The organism is Lacipirellula sp. (genome assembly GCF_965279485.1).
Classification (GTDB): Bacteria; Planctomycetota; Planctomycetia; order Pirellulales; family Lacipirellulaceae; genus Lacipirellula.
Window position 1 is genome coordinate 2,337,342 of sequence record NZ_CBDIIC010000002.1, and the last position, 23,030, is coordinate 2,360,371.

At 62.4% G+C, this 23,030-nt stretch carries 15 protein-coding genes; 10 read left to right on the top strand and 5 right to left on the bottom strand.

What is annotated here, in order from left to right; all coding sequences use genetic code 11:
* Window positions 1-84: 84 nt before the first annotated feature.
* The 6 genes from ACQY7R_RS17070 to ACQY7R_RS17095 all read left to right on the top strand — a co-directional run bounded on the left by ACQY7R_RS17070 (window position 85) and on the right by ACQY7R_RS17095 (window position 5,284).
* On the top strand, window positions 85-888 hold the full coding sequence (locus ACQY7R_RS17070; RefSeq protein WP_428306773.1) for a MotA/TolQ/ExbB proton channel family protein: 804 nt from the start codon (window positions 85-87) through the stop codon (window positions 886-888).
* A 5-nt stretch (window positions 889-893) separates the two neighbouring features.
* Entirely contained in the window at window positions 894-1,325 is a 432-nt protein-coding gene (locus ACQY7R_RS17075; RefSeq protein ID WP_428306774.1) for an ExbD/TolR family protein, read from the top strand.
* 2 nt (window positions 1,326-1,327) lie between these two features.
* Window positions 1,328-3,166: a hypothetical protein gene (locus ACQY7R_RS17080; RefSeq protein WP_428306775.1), complete on the top strand. Its 1,839-nt coding sequence runs from the start codon at window positions 1,328-1,330 to the stop codon at window positions 3,164-3,166.
* Window positions 3,167-3,416: 250 nt separating this feature from the next.
* Window positions 3,417-3,644: a twin-arginine translocase TatA/TatE family subunit gene (locus ACQY7R_RS17085; RefSeq protein WP_428306776.1), complete on the top strand. Its 228-nt coding sequence runs from the start codon at window positions 3,417-3,419 to the stop codon at window positions 3,642-3,644.
* 85 nt (window positions 3,645-3,729) lie between these two features.
* Complete coding sequence (locus ACQY7R_RS17090) at window positions 3,730-4,146, top strand: Sec-independent protein translocase subunit TatA/TatB (RefSeq protein WP_428306777.1); 417 nt, start codon at window positions 3,730-3,732, stop codon at window positions 4,144-4,146.
* Window positions 4,147-4,804: 658 nt separating this feature from the next.
* Window positions 4,805-5,284, top strand: a complete 480-nt coding sequence (locus ACQY7R_RS17095; RefSeq protein WP_428306778.1) for a DUF1348 family protein — start codon at window positions 4,805-4,807, stop codon at window positions 5,282-5,284.
* Window positions 5,285-5,921: 637 nt separating this feature from the next.
* Here ACQY7R_RS17095 and ACQY7R_RS17100 read toward each other — a convergent pair.
* The 5 genes from ACQY7R_RS17100 to ACQY7R_RS17120 all read right to left on the bottom strand — a co-directional run bounded on the left by ACQY7R_RS17100 (window position 5,922) and on the right by ACQY7R_RS17120 (window position 14,894).
* Window positions 5,922-7,322: a hypothetical protein gene (locus tag ACQY7R_RS17100; protein ID WP_428306779.1), complete on the bottom strand. Its 1,401-nt coding sequence runs from the start codon at window positions 7,320-7,322 to the stop codon at window positions 5,922-5,924.
* 98 nt (window positions 7,323-7,420) lie between these two features.
* A complete protein-coding gene (locus ACQY7R_RS17105) occupies window positions 7,421-9,358 on the bottom strand; it encodes a polymorphic toxin-type HINT domain-containing protein (RefSeq protein ID WP_428306780.1) in 1,938 nt (645 codons plus the stop codon).
* 153 nt (window positions 9,359-9,511) lie between these two features.
* Entirely contained in the window at window positions 9,512-11,374 is a 1,863-nt protein-coding gene (locus ACQY7R_RS17110; RefSeq protein ID WP_428306781.1) for a polymorphic toxin-type HINT domain-containing protein, read from the bottom strand.
* 133 nt (window positions 11,375-11,507) lie between these two features.
* Window positions 11,508-13,424, bottom strand: coding sequence for a polymorphic toxin-type HINT domain-containing protein (locus ACQY7R_RS17115; RefSeq protein ID WP_428306782.1), 1,917 nt, complete (start codon window positions 13,422-13,424; stop codon window positions 11,508-11,510).
* 303 nt (window positions 13,425-13,727) lie between these two features.
* A complete protein-coding gene (locus ACQY7R_RS17120; RefSeq protein ID WP_428306783.1) occupies window positions 13,728-14,894 on the bottom strand; it encodes a zinc-binding metallopeptidase family protein in 1,167 nt (388 codons plus the stop codon).
* 809 nt (window positions 14,895-15,703) lie between these two features.
* On the opposite strand from ACQY7R_RS17120, the gene ACQY7R_RS17125 reads away from it, so the two are divergent.
* The 4 genes from ACQY7R_RS17125 (at window position 15,704) to ACQY7R_RS17140 (ending at window position 22,998) form a co-directional block, all read left to right on the top strand.
* Window positions 15,704-17,161, top strand: coding sequence for a DUF3326 domain-containing protein (locus ACQY7R_RS17125; RefSeq protein WP_172992300.1), 1,458 nt, complete (start codon window positions 15,704-15,706; stop codon window positions 17,159-17,161).
* A gap of 188 nt (window positions 17,162-17,349) precedes the next feature.
* The gene (locus tag ACQY7R_RS17130) at window positions 17,350-18,846 is read left to right on the top strand and encodes an aminotransferase class I/II-fold pyridoxal phosphate-dependent enzyme (RefSeq protein ID WP_428306784.1); all 1,497 of its coding nucleotides are present in this window, start codon (window positions 17,350-17,352) and stop codon (window positions 18,844-18,846) included.
* A 185-nt stretch (window positions 18,847-19,031) separates the two neighbouring features.
* On the top strand, window positions 19,032-22,337 hold the full coding sequence (locus ACQY7R_RS17135; protein ID WP_428306785.1) for an ELWxxDGT repeat protein: 3,306 nt from the start codon (window positions 19,032-19,034) through the stop codon (window positions 22,335-22,337).
* A gap of 175 nt (window positions 22,338-22,512) precedes the next feature.
* The gene (locus tag ACQY7R_RS17140) at window positions 22,513-22,998 is read left to right on the top strand and encodes a hypothetical protein (RefSeq protein ID WP_428306786.1); all 486 of its coding nucleotides are present in this window, start codon (window positions 22,513-22,515) and stop codon (window positions 22,996-22,998) included.
* Window positions 22,999-23,030: the final 32 nt, after the last annotated feature.

Genomic DNA, 23,030 nt, shown 5'->3' on the forward strand with positions numbered 1-23,030 from the left:
CACCGCGCAAAGCCTCGACCCAGTTGGTCGAGGCTTTCGTGCGTCACAATGAAAACTCCCACGCATCGATTGCAGAGACAGCGTATGGATGCTCGACGAGCCGCACTCACGACGACGGCCGCACTGGCCGCGATGCTCGCCGCGCCGCTTGCCCGCGCCGCCGAGGAAGCCCTCGAAGCGGCGCCAGTCGCCGCGGAGACGACGATTCCGACCACCAGCCTCTGGCAAGTGCTGCTCGCTGGCGGTCCGCTCGTCATTCCAATTTTCATTTGCTCGTTCGTGCTGATGCTCGTCGTCTTCGAACGAGCGATGGCGCTGCGACGGAGCCGCGTGATTCCGAAGCTTTTCGTCGAACGCTTCCTGTTGCAGATCAGCGAAGGCGCCGTCGACCGCCAAGGCGCCCTTGAGCTGTGCGACGAGAACGACAGCCTCGTCGCCGAAGTCTTTGCTGCGGCGCTCCGCAAGTGGGGCAAGCCCGCCGTCGAGGTTGAGCAAGCGATCATCGACGAAGGCGAACGGGCCGCGAGCTCGATGCGGCGCTATCTCCGCGCGATCAACGGCGTCTCCACTGTCTGCCCGCTGTTCGGCCTGCTCGGCACGGTGTGGGGGATGATCGAGGCGTTCAACGAAATTGCCGGCAGCTCGGCGATGGGTCGACCGGAGCTGCTAGCCGGCGGCATCGGCACGGCGCTCATGTCGACCGCCGCGGGCCTGTGCGTCGCGATTCCGGCGCTCATCCTCTACCTCTACTTCATCGGTCGCGTCGACTCACTGGTAATGGAGCTCGATCGCCGCGGCCAAGATCTCGTCCACCTCATTTCGGCGGAGGGACTCGAAGACCGTCGCAATCGGCCCGTGCGGACCAGTAAAGTGAAGAAGGCTGCTTAACGTTCATGCCAATCAAGACGCAACAAGACGAGCTGCCGGCGCTCAATCTGACGCCGATGATCGACGTTGTGTTCTTATTGATCGTCTTCTTCATGTGCGCCTCGAAGTTCAGCAGCGATCAGCGCGACATCGACCTTCGGCTTCCTGAAGTCGCCAAGGCCGATGCGGCCAACGCCGCGCCTAAGTCTCGCCAAGTCGCCGTTTACGCCGGCGGGCGAATCGCCCTCGACCGCGAGGACGTCACGCTCGCACAACTCACGCAGAAGCTAGCCGCGGCGAAAGCCGAACAGCCGGGCGTCGGCGTCGTCATCCTTGGCGATGCGGGTTGCGACTTCCAGCACGTCGCCGACGCTCTCGCAGCGTGTAAAGAAGCCGGCATCAGCCAACTCTCCGTCAGCGTGCGGGTCGCCCAAGGGGCTTCCGGCGAAAGGCGGTGAGCATGCCTCTCCACCAATCGTTACCGCTCGCCACTCTGCTCCAGCTGCCGACGTTCTGGATCTGCGTTTGGATCGGCTTGCTCACGGCAACCGTGGCAATCATCTGGTTGATCCGGACGCGACTCCGCAACATCAAGCCGTGGCAGAAGTGTGCGATCCTCTCGCTGTGGGTCCATGTGCTGCTCGCGTGTCTCACGGCGACCGTGCAAATTGCCGTCGGCAGTGCCGGCGGCGGCCCCGGCTACGGCCCGCCGATTCAGGTGGCGTTGCTCCCCGATCAGCTCGAAGCGATCGCGACGTCGACCGACGCGACGCCGACGCCGTTTGACGAGTTCGAACTAGATCCCAACGCGACCGATGTCGAGACGGTCGAATCCGCGGACGACGCTCCGAAAGCCGACGAAGCTGAGAAGCCGCCGGCCGAGCCGTTCGAGGCGCCGCAACTGCTCGCCAAGGCGGAACCGGCGCCAGAACCAGCCGCAGAAGAAACTGAGGACGAGCCTGAGCCTGCGGCGCCCACTCTCAACGAAACCGACGAACAGGTCGCCGTCGAGACTCCGCCGCCAGTAGCGGAACCTGCCAGCGCGCCGGACGACGTGACAGCCAAGCCGCTCGCCTCGGCCGACGAGTCGATCGCGCCGCCAGCCGCCGTCGCGGAAGCGCCAGCGGCGAGCCCCGTCAGTCTGCCGAGACGCAAACAACTGCCGGCGCCCTACGCGGCGCGCTTCGCCGCCAACCGAACAGAGATCGTCGCTGCCGGCGGCGGCAACACGCAGACGGAAGGCGCCGTCCGCGCGGCGCTCAATTGGCTCGCTGCCGCTCAATCGAAAGATGGCCGTTGGGACGCGAAGCGTCACGGCGCTGGCCGCGAGTATTATGTGCTCGGCCAAGACCGCCAAGGCGCCGGCGCTCAGGCCGACACCGGCGTCAGCGGCCTTGCGCTGTTGGCATTCCTCGGCGCCGGGCACACCCATCAAGAAGGACTCTACCAACCGCACGTCGGCAGCGGCCTGGAGTTCCTCCGCCGTTCGCAGCAGCCCGACGGCAACCTCTGCGGCGACGCCGGTCTCTTCGCCCAAATGTACTGCCACTCGATGGCCTCCTTCGCAGTGAGCGAAACGATGGCAATGACCGACGACGAACGGCTCGGCCCGCTAGTCCGCGGCGCGACGCGCTTTACCATTGCTGCGCAACACCCCACCGATGGCGGCTGGCGCTATCGCCCCGGCGATACGGGCGACACCAGCCAGCTTGGTTGGCAAGTGATGATCCTTCGTAGCGCCGAACGCTGCGACGTCGCCGTGCCGCCGATCATCTGGACGCGCGTCGATCGCTTCTTGCGTCAGGTCGAACGGGGCCAAGCCGGCGGGCTCGCCGTCTACCGCCCGGAAGAAGCGCGGCCGACGCGAACGATGACCGCCGAAGCGCTCTACTGCCGCCAACTGGTGACAGGCCGCGCCGACGGCGCGCTCAGCGCTGCGGCACTACGTGAAGCGATTGGCTCGCTCTCGGCCGAACCTCCCTCGACCGCGCAAGTCAATTTCTACTACTGGTACTACGCGACGCTTGCACTCCACCGCGCTCAACACACGACGCCCGAGGCAGGCGAAGCGTGGCGGCGCTGGAACGACGCGCTCACGCGAACGCTCCTCGCCACCCAGAACAAAGATGGCTCGTGGCCAGAAACCTGCATCTGGGCTGGCTACGGCGGCCGCGTCTTCACCACCGCGCTCGGCGCCATGTGCCTCGAGGTCTACTACCGTTACGTGCCGCCGGAAGAGTCGGTTGACGCCTCCGACATCGCTGCCCACCCCGACTGGCAAGCCGTGCCGCCGCGGTGAGCGGTTCAGTATTTCCGCGTTGCGGCCGTTAATTTTCCGCAATCGCCACGCTGGCGGACCTGCACAATTGTGCCGATTTTCACGGCGAAACCTTACGCGGCGGGAGGCTCGCGGGGGGTTTCGGCGGTTTGACTTGCCCCCCCGCGCCGTTAAAATTGAAATCAGTTGGCGGGCGTCTGATGCCGTGTCGTCGCACGGATTTACGCGATTTTCTCACCGGCGCCGCCTGCCACGTTTGCCGAGGCTTCCGATGTCTGAATCTGCTTTGTATCTGCTGGCGTGGGCGCCTGGTCCGATGGAAATGGTCATCCTCGGCATGGTGGTGTTGCTGCTGTTCGGCACGCGTCTCCCGTCGGTCATGCGTTCGCTCGGCGTCGGCATCACCGAATTCAAGAAGGGTTTGAAGGGCGAAGAGATGCCCGACTCGAACGCCTCGCTCGATGATGCTCGCCGCGCCGAAGAACGCCGTCTGAACTAGTCGCCGCCCACCTGCTCGCCTTGCCTGCCGACGCTCGACGATTGTCGCGTTGAACGGCGCGACCGATACTCGCACTCGCCGCCTCATGTTGCTGCCGCTTGCATTCCTGAATTTCGGCATTGGCGAGATGGCGCTTCTCGCCATTGTCGCCTTACTGCTGTATGGCAGCGACCTCCCCGAAGTGGCGCGCACATGGGGGAAGGCGTATCAAGAGTTTCGTCGCAACTTGAACGGCTTCCGCACCGACCTGAACAACGTCATCTATTCCGAACCGGAAACGAGCGCCCCGCGGAAGCTGCAGTACTACCCCGAGTTCCACAACGACTCGACGGAGGCGGATGCGAGCCGCGACGATGCTGCGGAAAGCGGCGTCGAAGGGCTCCCCGCACCTGCGACGGAATCTGCCGTCCCCGTCGCCTCGACGCCGGCCACCGGAACGAAGCTGGCGACTCCTCCCGCCGACGCCGAGCCGGCTCGCACCGACGCGCACGGCGCCGCTTAGTCGGCGTTCGGTAGCGGCTCATCTGCGTGTAGCTCGCGGCCGGCACCCATCAACGCGTTTTTTGAACGTGCTCGGCCTTTGACTTTTGCGCTTGAGGCAACACGACGCGGTGTGACATCCACCGGCATGATCCCCGACGTCCGGGGCCGAAAAAGCGGCGTTTTCGCGTCTCTTCTCAACCGCCGCCGAGCTCTCTACTTTTGCACGCCAACGGGGGGCCCCGTTTTTTAGATGCAAAAGTCGACGCCGCTCCCCCGCCACCGACCGTCTGAGCCTTGTTTTCCCGAGGAATCTTGAAGCGACACGCGCTACGTTGCGGGGACTTTTGCGTTTTTCGCTTTCAATGAGGAAGCGCAAAAGTCGGCGATGCAGATCGTGGCAGCCAGAGGCGTCGGCGGTGCACTAAAGGTGGTCGAATTGTCAAAGAACGGTGGTTGCAGTCGATCCTAATGAATCCCGCGGCCGATTTCTGCATCTTGTTGAAGCTCTTTTTCGGCCACTCGAAGACTGCGCCCACGTCGCTCTAGTCGAGTCATAAGTGCAGTCGCAGTCAGACAGCCGGTTTGCGAGGCAAGTCAAATCGCCCGACGTGCACTACACTATCACCCTTGATCGATAGGCAGCCGCCAATTCTGCTAATCACAGGGAGTTCGTTGTCATGCCAAGCCAAGATGAATCTCGCCCGCCATTGCCGCCCTTTGACGCCGAGTCGGCCGCACTGAAGGCTCGCTTGGCGGAGGATGCCTGGAACAGTCGTGATTCGGCTCGCGTGTCGCTCGGCTACTCGGTCGACAGCGTCTGGCGGAATCGCGCGGAATTCCTCACTGGTCGCGAGGCGATCGTTGCGTTTCTCACGCGCAAATGGCAGCGGGAGCTCGAGTATCGACTCATCAAGGAGCTGTGGGCATTCCACGAGAACCGAATCGCGGTGCGTTTCGCCTACGAGTGGCGCGATGATTCAGGAAACTGGTTTCGCTCCTACGGCAACGAGAATTGGGAGTTCAATGCCCAAGGGTTGATGCAACGACGGATCGCGAGCATCAACGACCTGCCGATTCGCGAAACGGAGCGGAAGTTCCATTGGCCGCAGGGACGGCGTCCTGATGATCACCCCGGGTTGTCGGAACTCGGGCTCTAAGATTGCGACCGTAGCTCGCCAATGGCTGTTGCAATCGCCCTGCCCTTTCGCTCAAGCTAGTTGCTCCCTTGAGTCGCCCCTTTCGACAAGCAACTAGCATGGCCGATCGCCAAGAACTCCCCCAATCGCCGATCACTGCGGCCGACCTCGAACGCTTCCACCGCAACGCTCCCGCAGCGCTGTCGCGGCGCGGCCCTCCATTCGTCGGCCAAACGTTCGCCGAGGCGTTCGAAACATTGCTGATTGGCGGCATGCCGATCGTCGGCGTGTTGTGGTTCGGCTGGTCGTCGGAGCAGCTCTTGCTGTTTCTGCTGATCGGCGTGTGGCTGGCGATACTGCTTGATATCGCTCGATATCTGCTGATGTCGCCAGCCGTCGAACGGTTCGCGCAAACGAAGTTCGACGATTGGCACGTGTGGGTCGTCGCCGGCGCGCTGCGCGAAGGCCGGATGCACGCCGCGACGGAGCACTTGCGCGTGAAACATCAACCACAGATGGGCATCTTCGTCGATCTCGCTTGCGGCGGCGTCGGCACGTTGTTTATCGTCCTCGCCCTGACGATCGGCGCCGACAAGAAGCTGTTCGATCTACTGGCCGACCGCAGCGTCCAATGGTGTTTGGCAGGATTGATCGGCTATCAACTCGTCGCGTTCGCTTGGGAAGTCGTGCGATGGCGCCGGGCACCGCAGACGCATGAGACGAAAGTGCTGCTCGGCATGCGCGGGCTGGGCCTGTTTCTGTTGATGTTCCTCGTCGTCATGTTCCGCGAATCGGCGGGCGTGAACGCCGGCGTCGCGCGCGGCGCGCGCGGCGCGATGCTCGCCGTCAACGGAGCGATTGTGGCGCTCGCCCTGTTCAACGTCGTCGGCCTGCTGTGGCTGCGCGGTGAAACGCGCTGGCTGCGGAATTGCCTCGACGAGCGACGACGGGCATAACGAACGCTCAGAGCGAGCGACGCCGCGACCATCTGGATCGTCGCGGGTTCTGGAACAGCCGCGACGGTCGCCCCGCTGCCGACGGCAGCAGCCATTTGCCGTTGCCATGCGAGCAAGTCGGCGCCGTTGGTCACGCCGTCGCCGTTGGCGTCGCCCAGGGCGTTTACGCCGAACGAAGACTTCCACAACGAAAGATCGGCAGCGTCGACCCGACCATTCTTGGTAAAGTCGGCCGATTGCGTGGGAATTTTGGCGAGCGGCAACTCCTCAAGGAAATCGCCGATGTACTGCAGATGTTTGGTATGAGCCGCCGCGTCGGAGCCAGTTGTTCCCCACAATTTGTAGTTGCCGGTCTGCGCGGTGCGGTTGTACGTTAGCGTTCCCAAACCAGGTTGATTGACTGCCGTCGCCGCGATGCCGAGATGCTGCAACATTTCGTTCGCCACTTCGGTAGTGCTTTCGTAGCCGCTAGTGGGCACTTGCGAGTGCGTTTGGACGAACGTCTTTTGCCCGTTCTTCGCAAGCGTGGCGAACGTCTTGAAGTCGACCAGCTGCGCGTCGAGCGGCGTTTGGTCGCTAGGGTCGGTGCTCGCATGAATCGAATCAGCGGCCAGATAGGCGTCGATCTGATTTCGGTAGCTAGAACTTTTCATGATCTCCCGCGCACCGGCATAACCGGCGCTGAACGTGGAGAGCGCGAGCTGATCCCAAATTAAGTTGTCAGAGACATTTGCTTCGAGGCGCGACTTCGCCAGCGCTTCGTCGACGATCGTCTGGAACAAACTCGCGTTCGAAAACGGCGTCTGATAAGCGGACGACAGGCCGCTGTAATTCACCGTGACGATAATCGCGTTGAGGTTGGCGTACTTGGCGTTGTTGTAAAACGTTTGCGGATCGCCATGGAGGTGGACAATCAGATCGGCGACGGCCCCCGGCCGCTGGACGTAGGTGCTGGGAATGAACAACTTCCAGGCGGCGTTGCTCATCGCGATCTGCTTGCCGGTCGCCGTCGGCAACTGCGCGCGGGCGGAGTCGCCTGTCGCGCACAGAACGAGCGCGACGACGATGAAGGCAAGTGAAAGCGGCGAGAGGCGGGCGGGCATGACGGCAGGATCCAGAGGGGCAGGCCCTTTTATCCTACTCGAAAAGCTTACCCGCGACGCTGAATAACGTTCTCGGTTTTTCGGAAAGGACGCCGCGTCTATCGCCCCGCAGCCGATAGTTGGTCTGAGGTCGAGTTGGCGACGTCCGGTCGACCCTTCGGCGGCAGCAAACCAGGCGTGATGGCCAGCGTCGGTTGCGGGCAGGTGATGTCGTGGACTAGAACCTGCGACTGACCAATCACGAAGGTATGGAACTCGTCGACGACGAGGTTGCAGCACTCCATATCTTCCACCTTCTCGAGACTCTTGATCAGTACCGCGTTTCTCACTGTATGCAGCGGCATCTCCGCCTTCAGTTCCTTGGCCATCCGCCAGCCGACGCCTTCAACCCAAAAACGGTGGCCAAGCGTCGCGACGACGTTCTCACTCGGCAGTTCGATTCGCAGCACTTGAGTCATGCGGCCGCGGGTCGTTTCCAGGACGGGTCGGTAGTCGAGTTCGCCAGTCGTCGGGTGCTTCGCTAAGACGAGATCGCCAACGCGAATCAGTTCAATCGGCGTCGGGCCCGATTGCTTCCAGACTAAGGTATCTGGCGCGAAGCAGGCGCCATGTTGTAACGCCGGAGCTTCCGCGACGATGCCCGCGCTCGGCGGCGGCGCTTGCTCATAAAATTGGACGAACCTTTCATCCAGGTACGATTCGTAGACCCGCTCCATCGAAGCATACGAGAGTTCATTTTGCTGCTTCCATGCCTCCCACCAGTAGGCGGCATCCTCGGTCGACTCGCCTAAGCTGCTGGACTGGCCCAAACCAGCTGCAATTTTGAGCGTCTGTTGAACCAACTCGTTCTGCTTCGCGCGCGCAGCGTTTTCGGTCGCCACGCGCGACTGCGTCCGCGCCGCTCGCGAATTTGCCGATTGCAGATTGCCGGCGAGCACTCTGGATGGATCCGTCGTCGCCATGTTCCTTCCCAGGGCGCCTTCGACTTCGTAGCTCGTCGACCGGACTTGGGCCGCCTCGTAGAACCGCTTCTGCTGCGACACGGTTTCGATCATTCGCACCATGCCGTCAGGCGCCGCGACAACGTCGACCTCGACTTCCAATGGCGATTGCAAGAGTTCCATTAGCAGCGGCACATAGTCGGTCGTCGGCCGCGAGTGCAATCCTTCGGCGGCCGCCTGCCGCACATCAGCGTGCTTCGAGTAGATTGACAAGCCAGCGAGTTGCAACGTCGCTGCGTGCTCTGGCATCTTGGCGAACGCTGCCGTCATCGCGAGAACGAGCTCGCGGTCGTATTTTTTTCCGGCGTCGGTCCGGACGGTCTGCCGCACGGCTTCGCGGAGCGCTGGAATACCGGCCGGCTTGTCAATTCCACGCAGCTTCGCGAGCCCCTTGTCGCGATTCACCCTGAGGTTCCCGGTCGCCTCTCGACACCACTGCAGGTAGGTCGGCGTCAGTTCCTCGAGATCTTTCTTGGCTTGTTCACGGCGTTTCGTTTCGGCGTCGATCCACTCTTGCGTGTAGAGTCTGCCGCGGACTTCGCGCATGCCGAGACGCTGCTGTGCGAGATGGTGATTGGGGTTTGCCAAAATGACGTTGGCCCAGTGGTATCTTTCTTCGGCCTCGAGCCCCTGTCGCATGCACCAGGCCGCGAGATCGGCGTGTTCCTCGACCGATGCAACATCTCCTTCGCGCATGTTCTCGTACTTTTGCCGACGTTCGTCGGCGGCGACGTACTTCGCGACTTCAGCGGGAGTCCGCCACTCGCCCTCGAACTTTACTTCGCCCAACTGCCAGCGAGCGGGGGCGAAGTCGCCGTCGGCGGAACTCGCCCGCTTGAGGAGGTCGGCCTTGCGCTGCTGGTCGCCCGCCAATCCTGCCGTCAGCGCCTGCTCGACGAGGCGTGGCGCGTGGCGAGGATAATCGGCTGAGCGGCTCCGCGGCGACACTTCACCCGCCTGCGCGAAGAACTGGCTGCCGGTCAGCGCACAGAGCGCCGCAACGCTCCAACGGAGCGTTCCATTCGTACGAGACATGCCTCTTGCCCTCGTGATACGATTTAATGAAAAGAGAATCTGTTCCGATCGACGGGCGATTCGAGCGAACCGCCGTGCCTGGACGATGCGTTCCGTACATCGTCTGGTCGCCATTGGCGCCCAGCGTGCGGCAGCAACCGCACGCTCCACCGTCTAGGGACTAACGCCAGTGAATGATTTCGCCATGTCGCGCGCTACACCCGGCTTCGGTACGAAGCCAGGAGAGAGCGCCAGCGTCGGCTGGGGACAGGTTTTGTCGTGCACTACCAACTGCGACTTGCCGACGACGAAGGTGTGGAAATCATCCACCACCAGGTTGTGGCACTCGAGTTCGCCGTCTAACGCCAGCTCTTCGATCTTCGCGGTCCCTTGCAGCGTGTGGAGCGAAGCGGGGAGCTGTAACTCTTTCGCCATCGCCCAGCCTGAGCCGTCGACCCAAAACCGATGCCCCAACGTCGAGATGAACTCTTCGTTCGGAAGCTTCAGCTTCATCACCCGTGCAAGCGGCCCGACAGTTGTTTCGAGCACCGGGCGATAGGCAAGCTCGCCGGTGCTGGGATGCTGCGCGAGCACCATGTCGCCCACGCGAACTTGTTCGATCGGCGTCGGCCCCGACTGCCGCCATACCAGCGTGCCGGGCGCAAAGCACTCGCAAGGCGGCTCGAGCTTGGTCACGTACGTTTCATCGAGACGTGTTTCGACGACCTTATTGATCGCGCCGTAGCTCAACTCGTTGTAGTTTTGCCATGATTGCCACCACGCAGTGACGTCTTCCTTGCTCGGTTCTTCGTCGAGAACTTTCTTGAGCACTTGGATGACCCGCGCATTTCGCTCGGCGGAGGCGGCGTTGAGTTCGTCAAGCTGCTGTTGAGTTGTTTCGACGCGGCGCGACGTCGCGTTGAGATTGCGATTCAGCGCGACGCCCGTGTTCATTCGGCCGCGACCCAAGGCGCCCGTGACTTCAAAATTCACGCTCCGCACCTGCGCCGCGATGTGCGTCTGCTGTTGCTGAGTCAGCGTTTCGACGAAACGCACCGTCCCGTCAGGAGCGGCCATCACGTCGACCTCGGCTTCGATCGGGGCCTCAAGCGTCGCCATGAGCAGCGGCACGAAGTCGGTCGGCGGGCGCGAGCGCAACGCCTCGGCCGCGGCGAGGCGAACCTCAGGCAAGCTGGAGAAGACCGACAGCTCCGTCAGCGCCAAGGTCGCCGGATGCTCGGGGATGCCGGCGAGGGCCGCCGTCATCGCCAGCACCAACTCGGAGCGGTGTTCCTTGCCGCCGGCGGTTCCAATCGTACGACTCACGGCGTCGCGGAGGGCCGGAATGGCGGCGACGTCGTCGATGGCCCGAATCTTGGCGAGACCTTTCTCGCGCGTCGCCTTCAACTCGCTGGTTGCGTTCTTGCACCACAGCGCGAGCTGCGGCTTGAACTTTGTGGCATCACGCTTGGCTTGTTCCAGGCGAGCCTTCTCCGCCGCGACTTGCTCGCGGGTAAAGAGCATGCCTTGATACTCTTGCGCGCCCAAACGCTGCCGGGCTTGGGCATGACCGGGGTTTGCCGCGAGGACGTTCGCCCAGTGGTAGCGTTCTTCCGCGGTCAGCCCCTGCCGCATGCTCCATTGCGCGAGGCGGAGATGGTCGGCGGGCGTATCTTTCGCTTCGGCCCGCAATGAATCGTATTCTTGCCAACGCTTGTCAGCCGAAATGTGCGACGCCACTTCTTCGGGCGTACGCCAGGCGCCTTCGAAATTGACCAAGCCCCGTTGCCACTTCGCTGGCGCGTAGTCGGGGTCTGCCTCAGCCGCGCGCTTGAGGAGGATGCCTCGCTCCGCGGCGTTGCCGGTCAATCCTGCTGAGATTGCCTGCTCCACCAACTTGGATGCGTTCTTCGGGGAGTCGGCTAGCTGCGGCTTGATTTCCGCCGCGACGAGTTGCGGCGCTGGCTCCCAATCAAGCGGCGCGATCGAACCAAGCGCCAAGCAGGCGCACAACACCACTGACTTACTGCGAGCCATGCCTCTAGCCCCCGTATCAGTACCCACTAAACGAAGCTGTTCCGGCTCGTAAGATAGCGTTTTCCCCTCACGGCGGACAAGCTGATCGTTTTTGTGCGGCAATTTAGCCGTTCTAACGCGACTGCACAGGGAATCATCGGCTCGCGTCGGAAGGGGCGGCGTCGACCAAGAACGCCTGGCCAGGCGTCTTTGAGGTAGTCGGCTGCGGGCACGTCTTGTCATGCACCAGGATCTGCGACCGGCCGGCAAAGTAGGTGTGGAACCCGTCGACGACCATGTTGTGACAACGGAGTTGCTGCCCCGCATCTAACGTTTCGATCGGCAGGGACGAAGCGACCGCATGCAAATACATGCCGGGCTTTAGCGCTTTCGTCATCTCCCAACCGCGTCGTTCGACCCAGAATCGATGCCCCAGAGTGGCGACAATCGTTTCGTCCGGCAATCCAATCGCCGCCGTCTGCGTCGGTGGTCCGAGCGTCTTTTCCAATACAGGCCGAAACGCGATTTCGCCAGTTTCGGGATGCTGGGCAAGCACCAGATCGCCGACGACGATGGTCTCGATCGGCCGCAGTCCTTCCTGCGTCCAAACCGGAGTTCCCGCCATGAAGCATGAGTGAGTCGTCGGCACGTACTCAGTTTGGAGATCGTTGTAGCCGTAGAGGGGGTGCTCGTCGAATTGGAGCTCGTTGTACTTCGTCCACTCTCCCCAGTATCGCTTCGGGTCCTCTCCAAGATCGAAGCTCAATGCGGTGCTAAGGACTTCGCGGACCCGCGTATTTCCCGCGGCCGCCTCAGCGTTCGCCAACGCCACGCGTCGCCGCGCCTGCATGGCCATCGCCGCGGCGTTGCCGCGCATCGCGGAGACGCGCTGAGGATCGGCGCGCCGATCCGTGCGCAGGTCGGTGCGCTGGCCGCTACTGACAGGAATTGCCGTACGACCGCGCGTCACGGTCCGATCCGCCAACGGCCCTTCTTGGTACAGGATCTCGGCATATGTCACCGTGCCGTCGGGTTGTACTACCGTGCCAATTTCAGCCTGGATCGGCGCCGCCATCGAAGCCATCAACTGCGGCACGTAATCCGTGACCGGCCGCGACTTGAGGCCCAACGCCGCCGCATGGCGAATGCCAGGGGCCTCAGCGAACAGACTGAGGTTGAGCAGCGTCGAGGTCGCCTGCCGGTGAGGCACGTGACTGAGCGAGTCAATCAGCGACATCGATAAGTCGTACGCATCTTCCGGGGACGCCTGACTCGCCTCGCGGGCAATCGCGTTGGCTAACGCCGGCAACTTGGCAAGTTCGTTGACGCTTCCGAGCGACGCTAATGCAGAGGCTCGCGCTTTACCGTCGGACGTTGTGGTGACAGTCCGGCAGATTTCAGCAAATATTGGCTGATACTTTGCCAAGTTCGCCGTGGCCTCAACTTCTTTCTTTTCGAAGTCAGCGATTTCCTCCTTCGTGTACAAACCGTCGCGATAGTGTTGCAATCCTAACTGCGACTGCGCGAGTTCATGGCGAGGATCGGCGAACAACACCTTCATCCAATGAAATCGCTCCTCGTTCGCCAGACCGTTGCGCATGCACCATTGCGCTAATTCAGCGTGCGCAGCCAGAGTGTCGGGCGAAGAGTCTCGCAACTCGAGGTATTCTTCGCGGCTCGGATTCGCAGCCAAGCGTTTCTGCACGCTTGCCACGCTCCGCCATTTGCCTTGATCGAGCATCTCGCCGCGCTGCCACCGCGCGGGCGCGAAGTTGGGATCGGCTGCGATGGCTTCCTCCAACAATGCGTCGCGTTCTTGCACTTCGCCGACAAGCTGCGCTGCAAGCGCCTCGACGGTCAGTTGCGAGGCCGCGTTGGGATTTGGTTCCGCCGCGGAAGTTTCAGCCTTCGCGGGCGCAGCCGTGGGGGCAATGATCGATGCTGGCCGCTCCACGGGCCGCGGTTCCGGCAAGCCCTGGCTCGGAGCGGCGGCGGCCGATGACGCGGCGAACGCGAGCGAGGAAAGCTGAACGAAACGCCGGCAATGGAAAATGAAACTGAAGTTCAACACTTGGCGCCTCGCCTGAAGAGGGACGATGGGGCGGCACTAATTCTCACGCACTATCAGCATATCAGGATCTCACGTCGCGAGAGAATTAACGGTGCCAGACCGTCGATGCAAGCGGCGCGCCCGCAGGAGACGTCAACGACAAGATTGCGCTGCAACAGGTTGCCGCACAACGCTTTACTGTGCATAAGCAATTCGAGACGCGCGCATCCGCACGGCGTCAGCCAAACTTTAGTGGCGTCAAATCGCCGTCACTGCGCCATCAGTTTGATGGCGAGCTAGGACGTGTTGCTCCTCAACGACGACTCACGCTGACTGAGCTTGCGATACGACGCCGGGCGATTCGGACGCCCCCTCTGCCGCGCCTAACTGATTCACCGTACCAGCAACGGCCGCGGGCGCCGGTTCAGTGCAAACTCTGTGGATAAAGCGGAGCTTTTCGATCGCCGGCTGGGAGAGGACGAAAGGATACATGTCCTTCAGCCCCATGCCGCGGTTGAGACTGTTGAGGACGTAGGTCATCGCCAACCAATCGTCCATCATGTCGTCGAACGAGGCGTGCTCCGCCTTCTCAAGCGAAAAGCGGGGCTTCACGCGGCGGGCGTTGGGAGCTTGCGGGCGGAGGGCCAAGCCGCAAGCGGTGGCCGTTTCCAACGTATCGGTAATGTGGAGGTAGTGGGCCCATGTCTCAGCCCAGTCTTCCCAGGCGTGGACGCTGGCGTAGGCCGAGACGAACTGCGACTGCCAATCGGGTCGCGGGCCGTTCTGGTAGTGGCGGTTAAGGGCTTCGCCGTAATCTTCCTGGTCGTCGCCGAAGACAGCGCGGCACTCCGCGAGCCAGCCGCTGTCCTTGATGAGCCGATCCCAGTAGTAATGGCCGACTTCGTGGCGGAAGTGGCCGAGCAGCGTGCGGTAGGGTTCGTGCATCGCCACGCGGCGGCTCTCGCGCTCGGCGTCGTCGGCTTCGGCGAGGTTGACCGTGATCGTGCCGTTGGCGTGACCGGTGAGGACGGCGGGGTGCTCCTCATCGATGACGGGCGGATCAGCCAGGAAGTTGAACTCTAACCCTCGCTCTGGATCGACCGACTTGGGCACCACCGGCAGACCTAGCGCCTGCAGACTGTAGACGAGCCGCCGCTTGGCGACCTCCAGCGCGTACCAGGCCTCGTGGTGCCCAGGCTGGGCGAGATCGGGGATCGTCTCGGTCAGCAGACACGCCTCGCACAGCGGCTCTTCCTGATCGGCTGGGACGGCCCAGTTGCAGACGTTCTTCTCGGCGTAGTTCTCGCACAGCCGGTAGGTGCGTCCGCCCGCCTCCGGCGCCTCGGGCGTCCAGAGCCCCTCGCCGGCCGGCTTGAGCGACACGATTTCGCTCAGCTCTGGCAGGTAAGCCAGCGTGTGGTCGCATTTCACGCAGCGGAAGTTTTCGAAGAAGACGGTTCGCCGGCAGTTATCACAGTAAAATAATCGCATGGCCGCACTCTAGGCGAATGTCGTGCCGGTGGGGAGTGGAGAGGGTTCCGGTGGCGGGGCTCGGGGTTCAGGCGAGCGACTGACTACTGACTAGCCCGGGGGCGGGGACGCCCCGGCTCGCGGCGCATTACTTGTGGCGTCGCCGCTAGCGCCAGCGGCGCTCTCCAGCATTTTTCACCAATTCTCCAATTGCACGTCTTGTCCAAAGTCGATAACTTGCAAACCATTGAGCGAGTCTTCACGTATAGCTTGCTCAAGTGACTCTCACGAGCTACCTCCCACGACGGCGGTTTCCTATCCAGCGGTCTCACGACCAAACTTCGCACCCAAAAGGCCTCTCCTGAATTGACAGCGACTTCCCAAGACTATTTTGTCGCCGTCTCTTGCCGTTTGGCCCGGCTTTCGTGCTTGGTGCGCTCCTGGATCGACCGCTCTGCCCTCCGTACTCGCGTCGCCCTCTGCTCCACCTGGAGGGGTCGCCTCAGACGTTGAGTCGTCTGACCCAGCCCTCGTTTTGCCGTCTGGGGACATGATCGTCCCGCCGGCCGGCAGTCTCCGCTTTAGTCCCCAACCGGGACTAACCGTCTCGCAGCACCTATCGGCTGAGCCGAAGGTCGAACAACGGGCCCGACGTTTTCGGGCGTCAAAACGCGTCAGTATCCACGCCGCCGTGGACCGCGTACCAGGTCGCACTTGCAAGCGACCCCTCGGGCAAGGTTGTCTGGCTGCACACCACCTAAACACAGCTCTGTGGTTGCCCCTGGTCGCGCCCATTTTGGCCGGCTATGCCCCAGGAAGGAGGCCTCTCCATGAAGGTATTCGAACAAGAAGTGATCGTTCCCGGCTGGCTGAAGAGCGGCTCGCCGATTGCCAGCTTGCAGAAGGCCGTCGCTGACGCCTGCGGCAAGAAGGCTGCCCCCATCCGCGTCGCCATGGTCGGCAAGAACCGCCTCGGCCACGTCTGCGAGATGGAAGCCCTCGGCGACCTGACCAGCCCGAAGAACATGCTGCCGTCGTCGGTCTTCGACTACCGCCAACGCAAGGGCGAGCGGACCGACAAGTTCAACGCGGTGATGTTGATCCCGACCGGCGTCGACTGCGCCATCGGCGGCCACGCCGGCGACGCCACCCCGGCCGCCCGGTTGATCGCCTCGCAGTGCGACAACCTGGTGATCCACCCGAACGTCGTCAACGCGTCGGACATCAACGAGCAGGCCGAGAACAGCCTTTACGCTGAAGGCTCGCTGATCTGCCGCCTGATGATGGGCACCATCGGCCTGCAAAAGGTCCGTCAGAACCGCGTGTTGCTGGTGACCGAAGAGCGTCCCGACGCTCCGCACGTCGTCGACAACACGATCAACTGTGCTGAAGGCGCCCGTGCCACGCTCGGCATGGACATCGACGAAGTCGTCGTCCTCGAGGAAGGCCTCGAGATGAAGACCGGCGTCGCCGACTCAGGCCGCGTCACCGGGGCCATCAACGGCCTGCAAGGTCTGCTCGACATCCTCCGCTCGAAGCGCGGCAGCTACGACGCGGTCGCCCTGGCGACCCGCATCACGCCGCACATCGACACGGTTGAGCTGCACCGCGCCTACTTCGGCGAAGGCGGCCCGAACCCGTGGGGCGGCGTCGAAGCGGTTCTCACCCACACGACCAGCACCGTCCTCGACGTGCCGACAGCCCACGCTCCGACGATGTCGAGCGAAGCGATTCGCACCGAGCGGTGGGGCGTCGTCGACCCCCGCAAGGCGGCCGAGGTGATCAGCAGCACCTACCTGTTCTGCGTCCTGAAGGGCCTCAACCGGGCTCCGCGCGTCATCACCAACGTGACCGGCGCCTACGACCCGTCGACCCTCACGGCCGAAGACGTCTCGGTGCTCGTCATTCCGGACGGCTGCGTTGGCCTGCCGACCTTGGCGGCTATCGAGCAAGGGATCCCCGTCATCGCGGTTCGCAACAACACGAACCTGATGCGGAACGACCTCAGCGAACTGCCGTTCCGTGCGGGCCAACTGAAGTACGTCGACAACTACTACGAAGCGGCCGGCATGATGGCCGCCATGCGTACGGGCGTCTCGACGTCGACGCTGCAGCGTCCGATGCAGCCGATGAAGATCGATCGGATCTCGACCGCCGTGAAGGCGACCAAGGTCACCAAGACCGCGGCGAGCACCACAACGACCAATGGCAAGTCGACCCTCAGCGGTCCGAAGGCCAAGTCGAACGGTCATGCCAATGGCCACGTGGTAAACGGCTCGAAGGCCTAATCGCCTACGGTTGCCGACGGATCGAAGTAAAACGACTCAATGGCTGGGGATGGCCGACTGGCGCCGCCCCAGCCATTGTTTTTTTATTAGCCCCCGGTTCTTCAAACCGGGGGCGGAAAGTGGATCGCCGCTCGCCCCCGGTTTGAAGAACCGGGGGCTAAAATGTTTCCTGGGAGTTGTTGTTTACGTTGAACCACTCGAATCGCCAACCCGCTGCGCTGGATCAAACTCGGGCTCCGATTTACGAGACGCTGCGCTCGTACATCGCCGGGAAGACCTACCCGTTCCACACGCCGGGGCACAAGGCGGGCCGCTTCGCGCCGCCGGAGCTCGTCGATCTGTGGGGCCAGCCGCTATTCGATTACGACCTGCCGGCGATGACCGCGACCGACAACCTGCTCCACCCGACGCATTGCGTGCAGGAAGCGCAAGAGCTGGCGGCGGAGCTCTTCGGAGCGGCGGCGACGTTCTACACCGGCGGCGGAGCGACGACGGCGATCGCGGCGATGATCCTCGCCGCGGTTCCGCCCGGCGGCACGATCTTGCTGCCGCGGAACGTCCACCGCTCGGTGGCGTCAGCGCTAGTCCTTTCGGGAGCGCGACCGAAGTTCCTCCACCACGACGTGCTGCCGCAATCGGGCGCCCTCAGCGTCACCGGCGAAACTGTCGCCGCCGCGCTCGCCGAAGGCCCCATCTCGGCCGTGCTGCTCACACGGCCGAGCTACTACGGCTTGGCCCGCGAACTCGACGACATCGTCGCTGTGTGTCGTCAACACAATGTGCCGCTGCTGATCGACGAAGCTCACGGCCCGCATCTCAACTTCCTGCCGGTGGGAAGCGCCCCGACCTCGGCCATGCGGAGCGGCGCCAGCCTGGCAGCGCAAAGCTGTCACAAGACGCTCGGCTCACTCGTCGGCACCGCACAGCTGCACGTCGGCCACGACTCGCCAGTGAGCGCCGCGCAAGTTCGCGATGCCTTCAATCTGCTGCAGACGACAAGCCCCAGCTACCTGCAGCTCGTCTCGATGGACGTCAATCGCCGCTTCATGGCGAGCGACGGCGCCGCCCTCTTCGCGCAAGCGGTCGCCGATGCCGAGGAACTCGCCGCGCAGATCAACTCCCTGCCCGGCTTGCGGGTGCTCAACCCCGCCGATGATCCCCGCCTCGCCGGTCATCGTCGCGATCCGTTGCGAATGGTGATCAACGTCGCCGGCGCCGGCTGGACCGGGTACGACGCGGAGCTGCTGCTGCGCAATGAATATCAAATGGAAGACGAACTTGCCGATTGGTTCAACATCGCGCTCGTGCTCAGCCCGCGCGACGACACCGACGCGAAGGCCCGTTTGCTCGCGGGCCTGAAGCAAATCAGCGCGAACCCGCGCACGCCCGAAGCCTCGTCGATCGCCGAAGCGGGCCACTTACTGCAGCCCGCCGTTCCGCCCCTCCTAATGACGCCTCGCGACGCGGCGCTTGGCCCCAAGCAGGCCGTGCCGCTCGACGAATCGATCGGCCGCGTTTGCGCGGAAAGCATCATGTTCTACCCGCCAGGGATTCCGCTGTTGATGCCGGGCGAAGAGGTGACGGGCGAGATTCTGGATGTCTGCCATTCGCTGCTTGCAGGTGGGGCGCACTGCTATGCGTCGGACCCGACGCTGGAGACGATTCGGGTAGTGGACCAACTGTAGCGGCGGAGATTGCAGCAGCTTACAAGCCTCGAAAAGGGGCCAATTTGGCCTTTCTGGTCTTTCGAGCTAATTGCTTTCTTTTATCGTCGAGCGCGAGCATAATGGTCGCGCGTCGCGATTGTCGTGCACTCATCTGATGCTCTCCACTTTGCCGATTGGGCGCCCATCGCTCACCCGGAGGTTGCATGGATTTTTTTGGACGTCCAGGCGAGAAAGTACGCCGGCTGGGATTCGAAACACTCGAAGAGCGCCGGGTTCTGGCGGCTGACTTTGAGCTGTTAGTGAACGCGACCACCCACACATCCAGCCTCGGCTCGCAGCCAACGGAACTAACTCGCGTGGGAGACGTCGGTTTCTTCGTCGCCTGGACGGAGACGACCGGCGCCGAACTCTGGAAGACCGATGGCACCGAAGCAGGGACGGAAATCGTGAAGGACATTCGCGGCGGCCGAAACGGATCGGCGCCGGGGCAGTTGACGAACGTCAATGGCGTCCTCTACTTCACGGCGAATGACGGCGTGAACGGCGCCGAACTTTGGAAGAGCGACGGAACGGCGGCCGGCACCGAACGGTTAAGCACGACGGCCATAGGACCGTCGCTTGGCCCAGTCGTTTCAGAAATCGTTGCCGTCGGCAATTCCGTCTTCTTTACTGCGCGCACAACGAGCACTCAAACGGAGCTTTGGAAGACCGACGGAACGGCGGCTGGAACGATTCTGTTGCGATCGTTCTTCGCAACACTGATTAGCACGCGAGTCCAACAGCTCACGGAGATGAACGGTGCGCTCTACTTCTTTGCCAATGACGGCGCCAAGGGGATGGAGCTGTGGAGAAGCGATGGAACTACGGCAGGCACAGCGATCGTCAAAGATATCGTTCCCGGTTCGGGGGGAGCGATTCCTGTGATCAGTTCCTGGATCGACGCTGATCTGGTCAATGCTGGCGGCACGCTCTATTTTTCAGCGACGTCGCCTACTTCGCCAGGGAGATACGATCTCTGGAAAAGTGATGGAACCGCAGCTGGCACGGTAATGGTGAAGAGCGGTCCAGCCTCTGTTCCAGGATTCGCGCCTCAACACTTCTTCGCGTTCAACGGAGAAGCTTATTTTGTTGCGAATGATGGAACTTCAGGCTTGGAGCTCTGGAAGAGCAATGGAACTACAGCTGGCACGACCCTCGTGAAGGACCTCTTCGTTGGTTCTTCTAACGGCATGGCGACAGACGGCTCCAAAGCGGCCGACCCGCAGTTTACAGTGCATAACGGCCAGCTTTACTTCACTGCTGTATCTTCAAATTCGAGGGCGCTCTGGCGAACAGACGGCACAGCAGCCGGAACGACAGGGGTTTCTGTATTGCCGCTTGTGTCCTTCCAGTTAGAGAATCTGCAATTACAAAGCGCACAAGGAAAGCTGTACCTCGTGGGCGGAACAGGCGACGAAGACCTCTATGTGAGCGACGGCCTAACGACGACCTGGCAAAAACTAGCGCAGCTCGATTCTGCACGGACTTCGTCGTCGAATCCTCAATACGCAGCCACTCCCAAGAAATCCTTCTTGGAGATCGGGTCTCGCGTACTGTTCAGCGGGGCGACTGGGCAGACGGGAGCGGAACTTTGGAGCACGGACGGCAGCATCGCGGGGACGTCGATTTTCAAAGACATTTCCAATTCTGGCTTGCCGACGTTCATCGATCGAGCCGAGTTCGCAGGTTCGCTCTATTTCGCCGCCGGCGGGAAACTGTGGAAGTCGGACGGCACGCCCGCAGGAACGGTCGACGTGACGACTTTGTTGTTCGGGTCAGGCGCCTCCATTAGCGGCCTCAAAGTGTTGGGCGACCGTCTTTACCTTTTTGCCTGGACCGACGAAACGGGGCGGCAGTTTTGGACAACCGACGGGACGCAAGCCGGCACGTGGCGGATGACCGACATCCGGCCGGCGGACGGAGACTATTCGCTCAGCGATCTGACGCTCGTCGGCGAAACCCTCTATTTTTCCGCCCACGATGAGGACGACTTCTTCCACATCTGGCAAAGCGATGGCACCCTTGCCGGAACATCGCGAGTCACAGGGTATTCTCCTAAAGCGGACAAACGACCGTCAAACGTCGTCGCCTTCGGCAACAAACTCCTGTTCGCAGGCGAGGACGACTCCGGCATCAATCCGTGGGTGGTGCAAGGCGGCGTCGCCCAAAAACTGGACGCGTTTACGAACAGCATCGGCGGCCAACCGCAGTCGTTTGTCGAAGTCGCCGGCCAACTCTTTTTCACCGCCGACGACGGTTCGATCAATCGGGAACTTTGGAAGACCGATGGAACGACCGCCGGTACGATGCTGGTGAAGGACATCAATCTCACGGGTTCGACGAATCCGAGCAATCTCATCAACCTTGGCGGCGTCCTGTACTTCACTGCCAACGACGGCGAGTACGGCTCCGCATTGTGGCGCAGCGACGGAACGGCGGAAGGCACGTACCGCGTCGCCGGCCTGCGTCAATCGAGCGCCGGCTTCAGCGCGCTGAGCATGGTTGAAGTGAACGGCATTCTCTACTTCACCGCCGACGATGGGGTTAACGGCGTAGAGATTTGGCGCAGCAACGGGACAAACGTCGGAACCTACCGGGTGACCGACCTGGCGCCAGGAACGGCCTCGGGCTTTCCAACTTTGTTGACCAATGTCTACGGCACGCTGTACTTCAGCGCGTACGATGAAGTTCATGGCGAAGAGCTATGGAAATCGGACGGCACGCCCGCGGGCACTGTGTTGGCGAAGGACTTCGTGCCCGGCGCCGGCAGCAGCGCGATTCGTTGGATTGGTGGCCACCTTGGCGGAGTCTTCGCTTCGGCAACTACGCCCGATTACGGGCATGAGGTCTGGGCGAAGATGCCCGACTCCCGCGGCGACTACAATAACGACGGCGTGACCGACGGCGCTGACTTCCTAGCATGGCAACGAGCCTACGGGGCCGCGGCAACCCCCGCCGGCAGCGGCGCCGACGGAAATGGCGACGGAACCGTGAATGGCGGCGACTTGGGCGTGTGGAAAACCGGATATGGAACTGGGGGCTCCACGGCCGTCGCGGCCAGTGACGATGCAATCGCCTTGAGCGAACTTACCGTCGCGTCGCTGATGGCAGGCGAAGAGATTTCAGCGCCAGCTGTGAGCGAGGGCGCCGATGACGTGCTTTTCGATAGCGCCGCTGATGCGGCGTTCGCCTGGCTGGCGGCGGACAGAAGAGAGAAAGACGCCGATGATCGAAACGACTCCGTGACGGACGCCAAGCTTCGCGGCTGGGCGACGCGGCTCTCCCAAGCCCCCTCGACTAGCGCTGCGCAACTAGCGATGACTGGCCAGCTGAATTTAGTTGATCGTGCTGGCGAGCTTCAATCGAGCTTCCCACAGAAGCAGCGACGTATTGGCAATGACCAATCGACAATCGCCAGCGAACTCGAAGCTAAGTTGGCAACGTTCGGTCTAGCAGGCAGGCACGGGTAGAGTCGCGCTGCATGCAACTTGGCGTGCAGTCTCGCCTGCCGCCCGCCCCGCGTGCGTCCTGCCGGCAGCATGCAGCTGTAGCAGACGTCAGCGGCTCAAGTTACCCCCGCGAAGTAGCCGAAAAGCACGTTGCGTGCTGCGGCATTTCCGCACTCGCTCCCGGGGGGGACTTCTCATGCGGATTCAGGGCGGGAACGATTCGATCTTTGCGCTGCTAGCGGCGCGCCAATCGTCGGCGGCAACCGGCGGCAAGTCGACGGAACAAACCGCAGCGGCGAGTTCAGCGACTAGCGAAATCGACGTCGCCGCGCCCGAGGAAGACTCTCCCGACTTCACGCAGATGACGCCGAAGGAGATGAAAGACTTCGCCAAGCAGTTGTTCGACAAAGGCGAGATCGATCTAACGCAGCTCTTCATGCTGCAAACGGCTGGCATGCCGTTGGGCAAAGTCGGCGCCAACGGCGAATTCGTGCCGCTCTCGAACGACGAAACGAACGCTTTCCAAAATAAGCCGGTGAATTACTTCAGCACCGCTCAGGAAGCGATGAAGTTCATCGAGCAATCGGGCAAAGCGAGCGATCCAACCTCAGGCTATGCCAACTGGAAAGGGATCGTCGACGCGCTGAAACGAGCCACCAGCGGCGTCGACGTGGTAGGTTAGAAAAAGAAACGCACCGCCAATGAACGCTGACA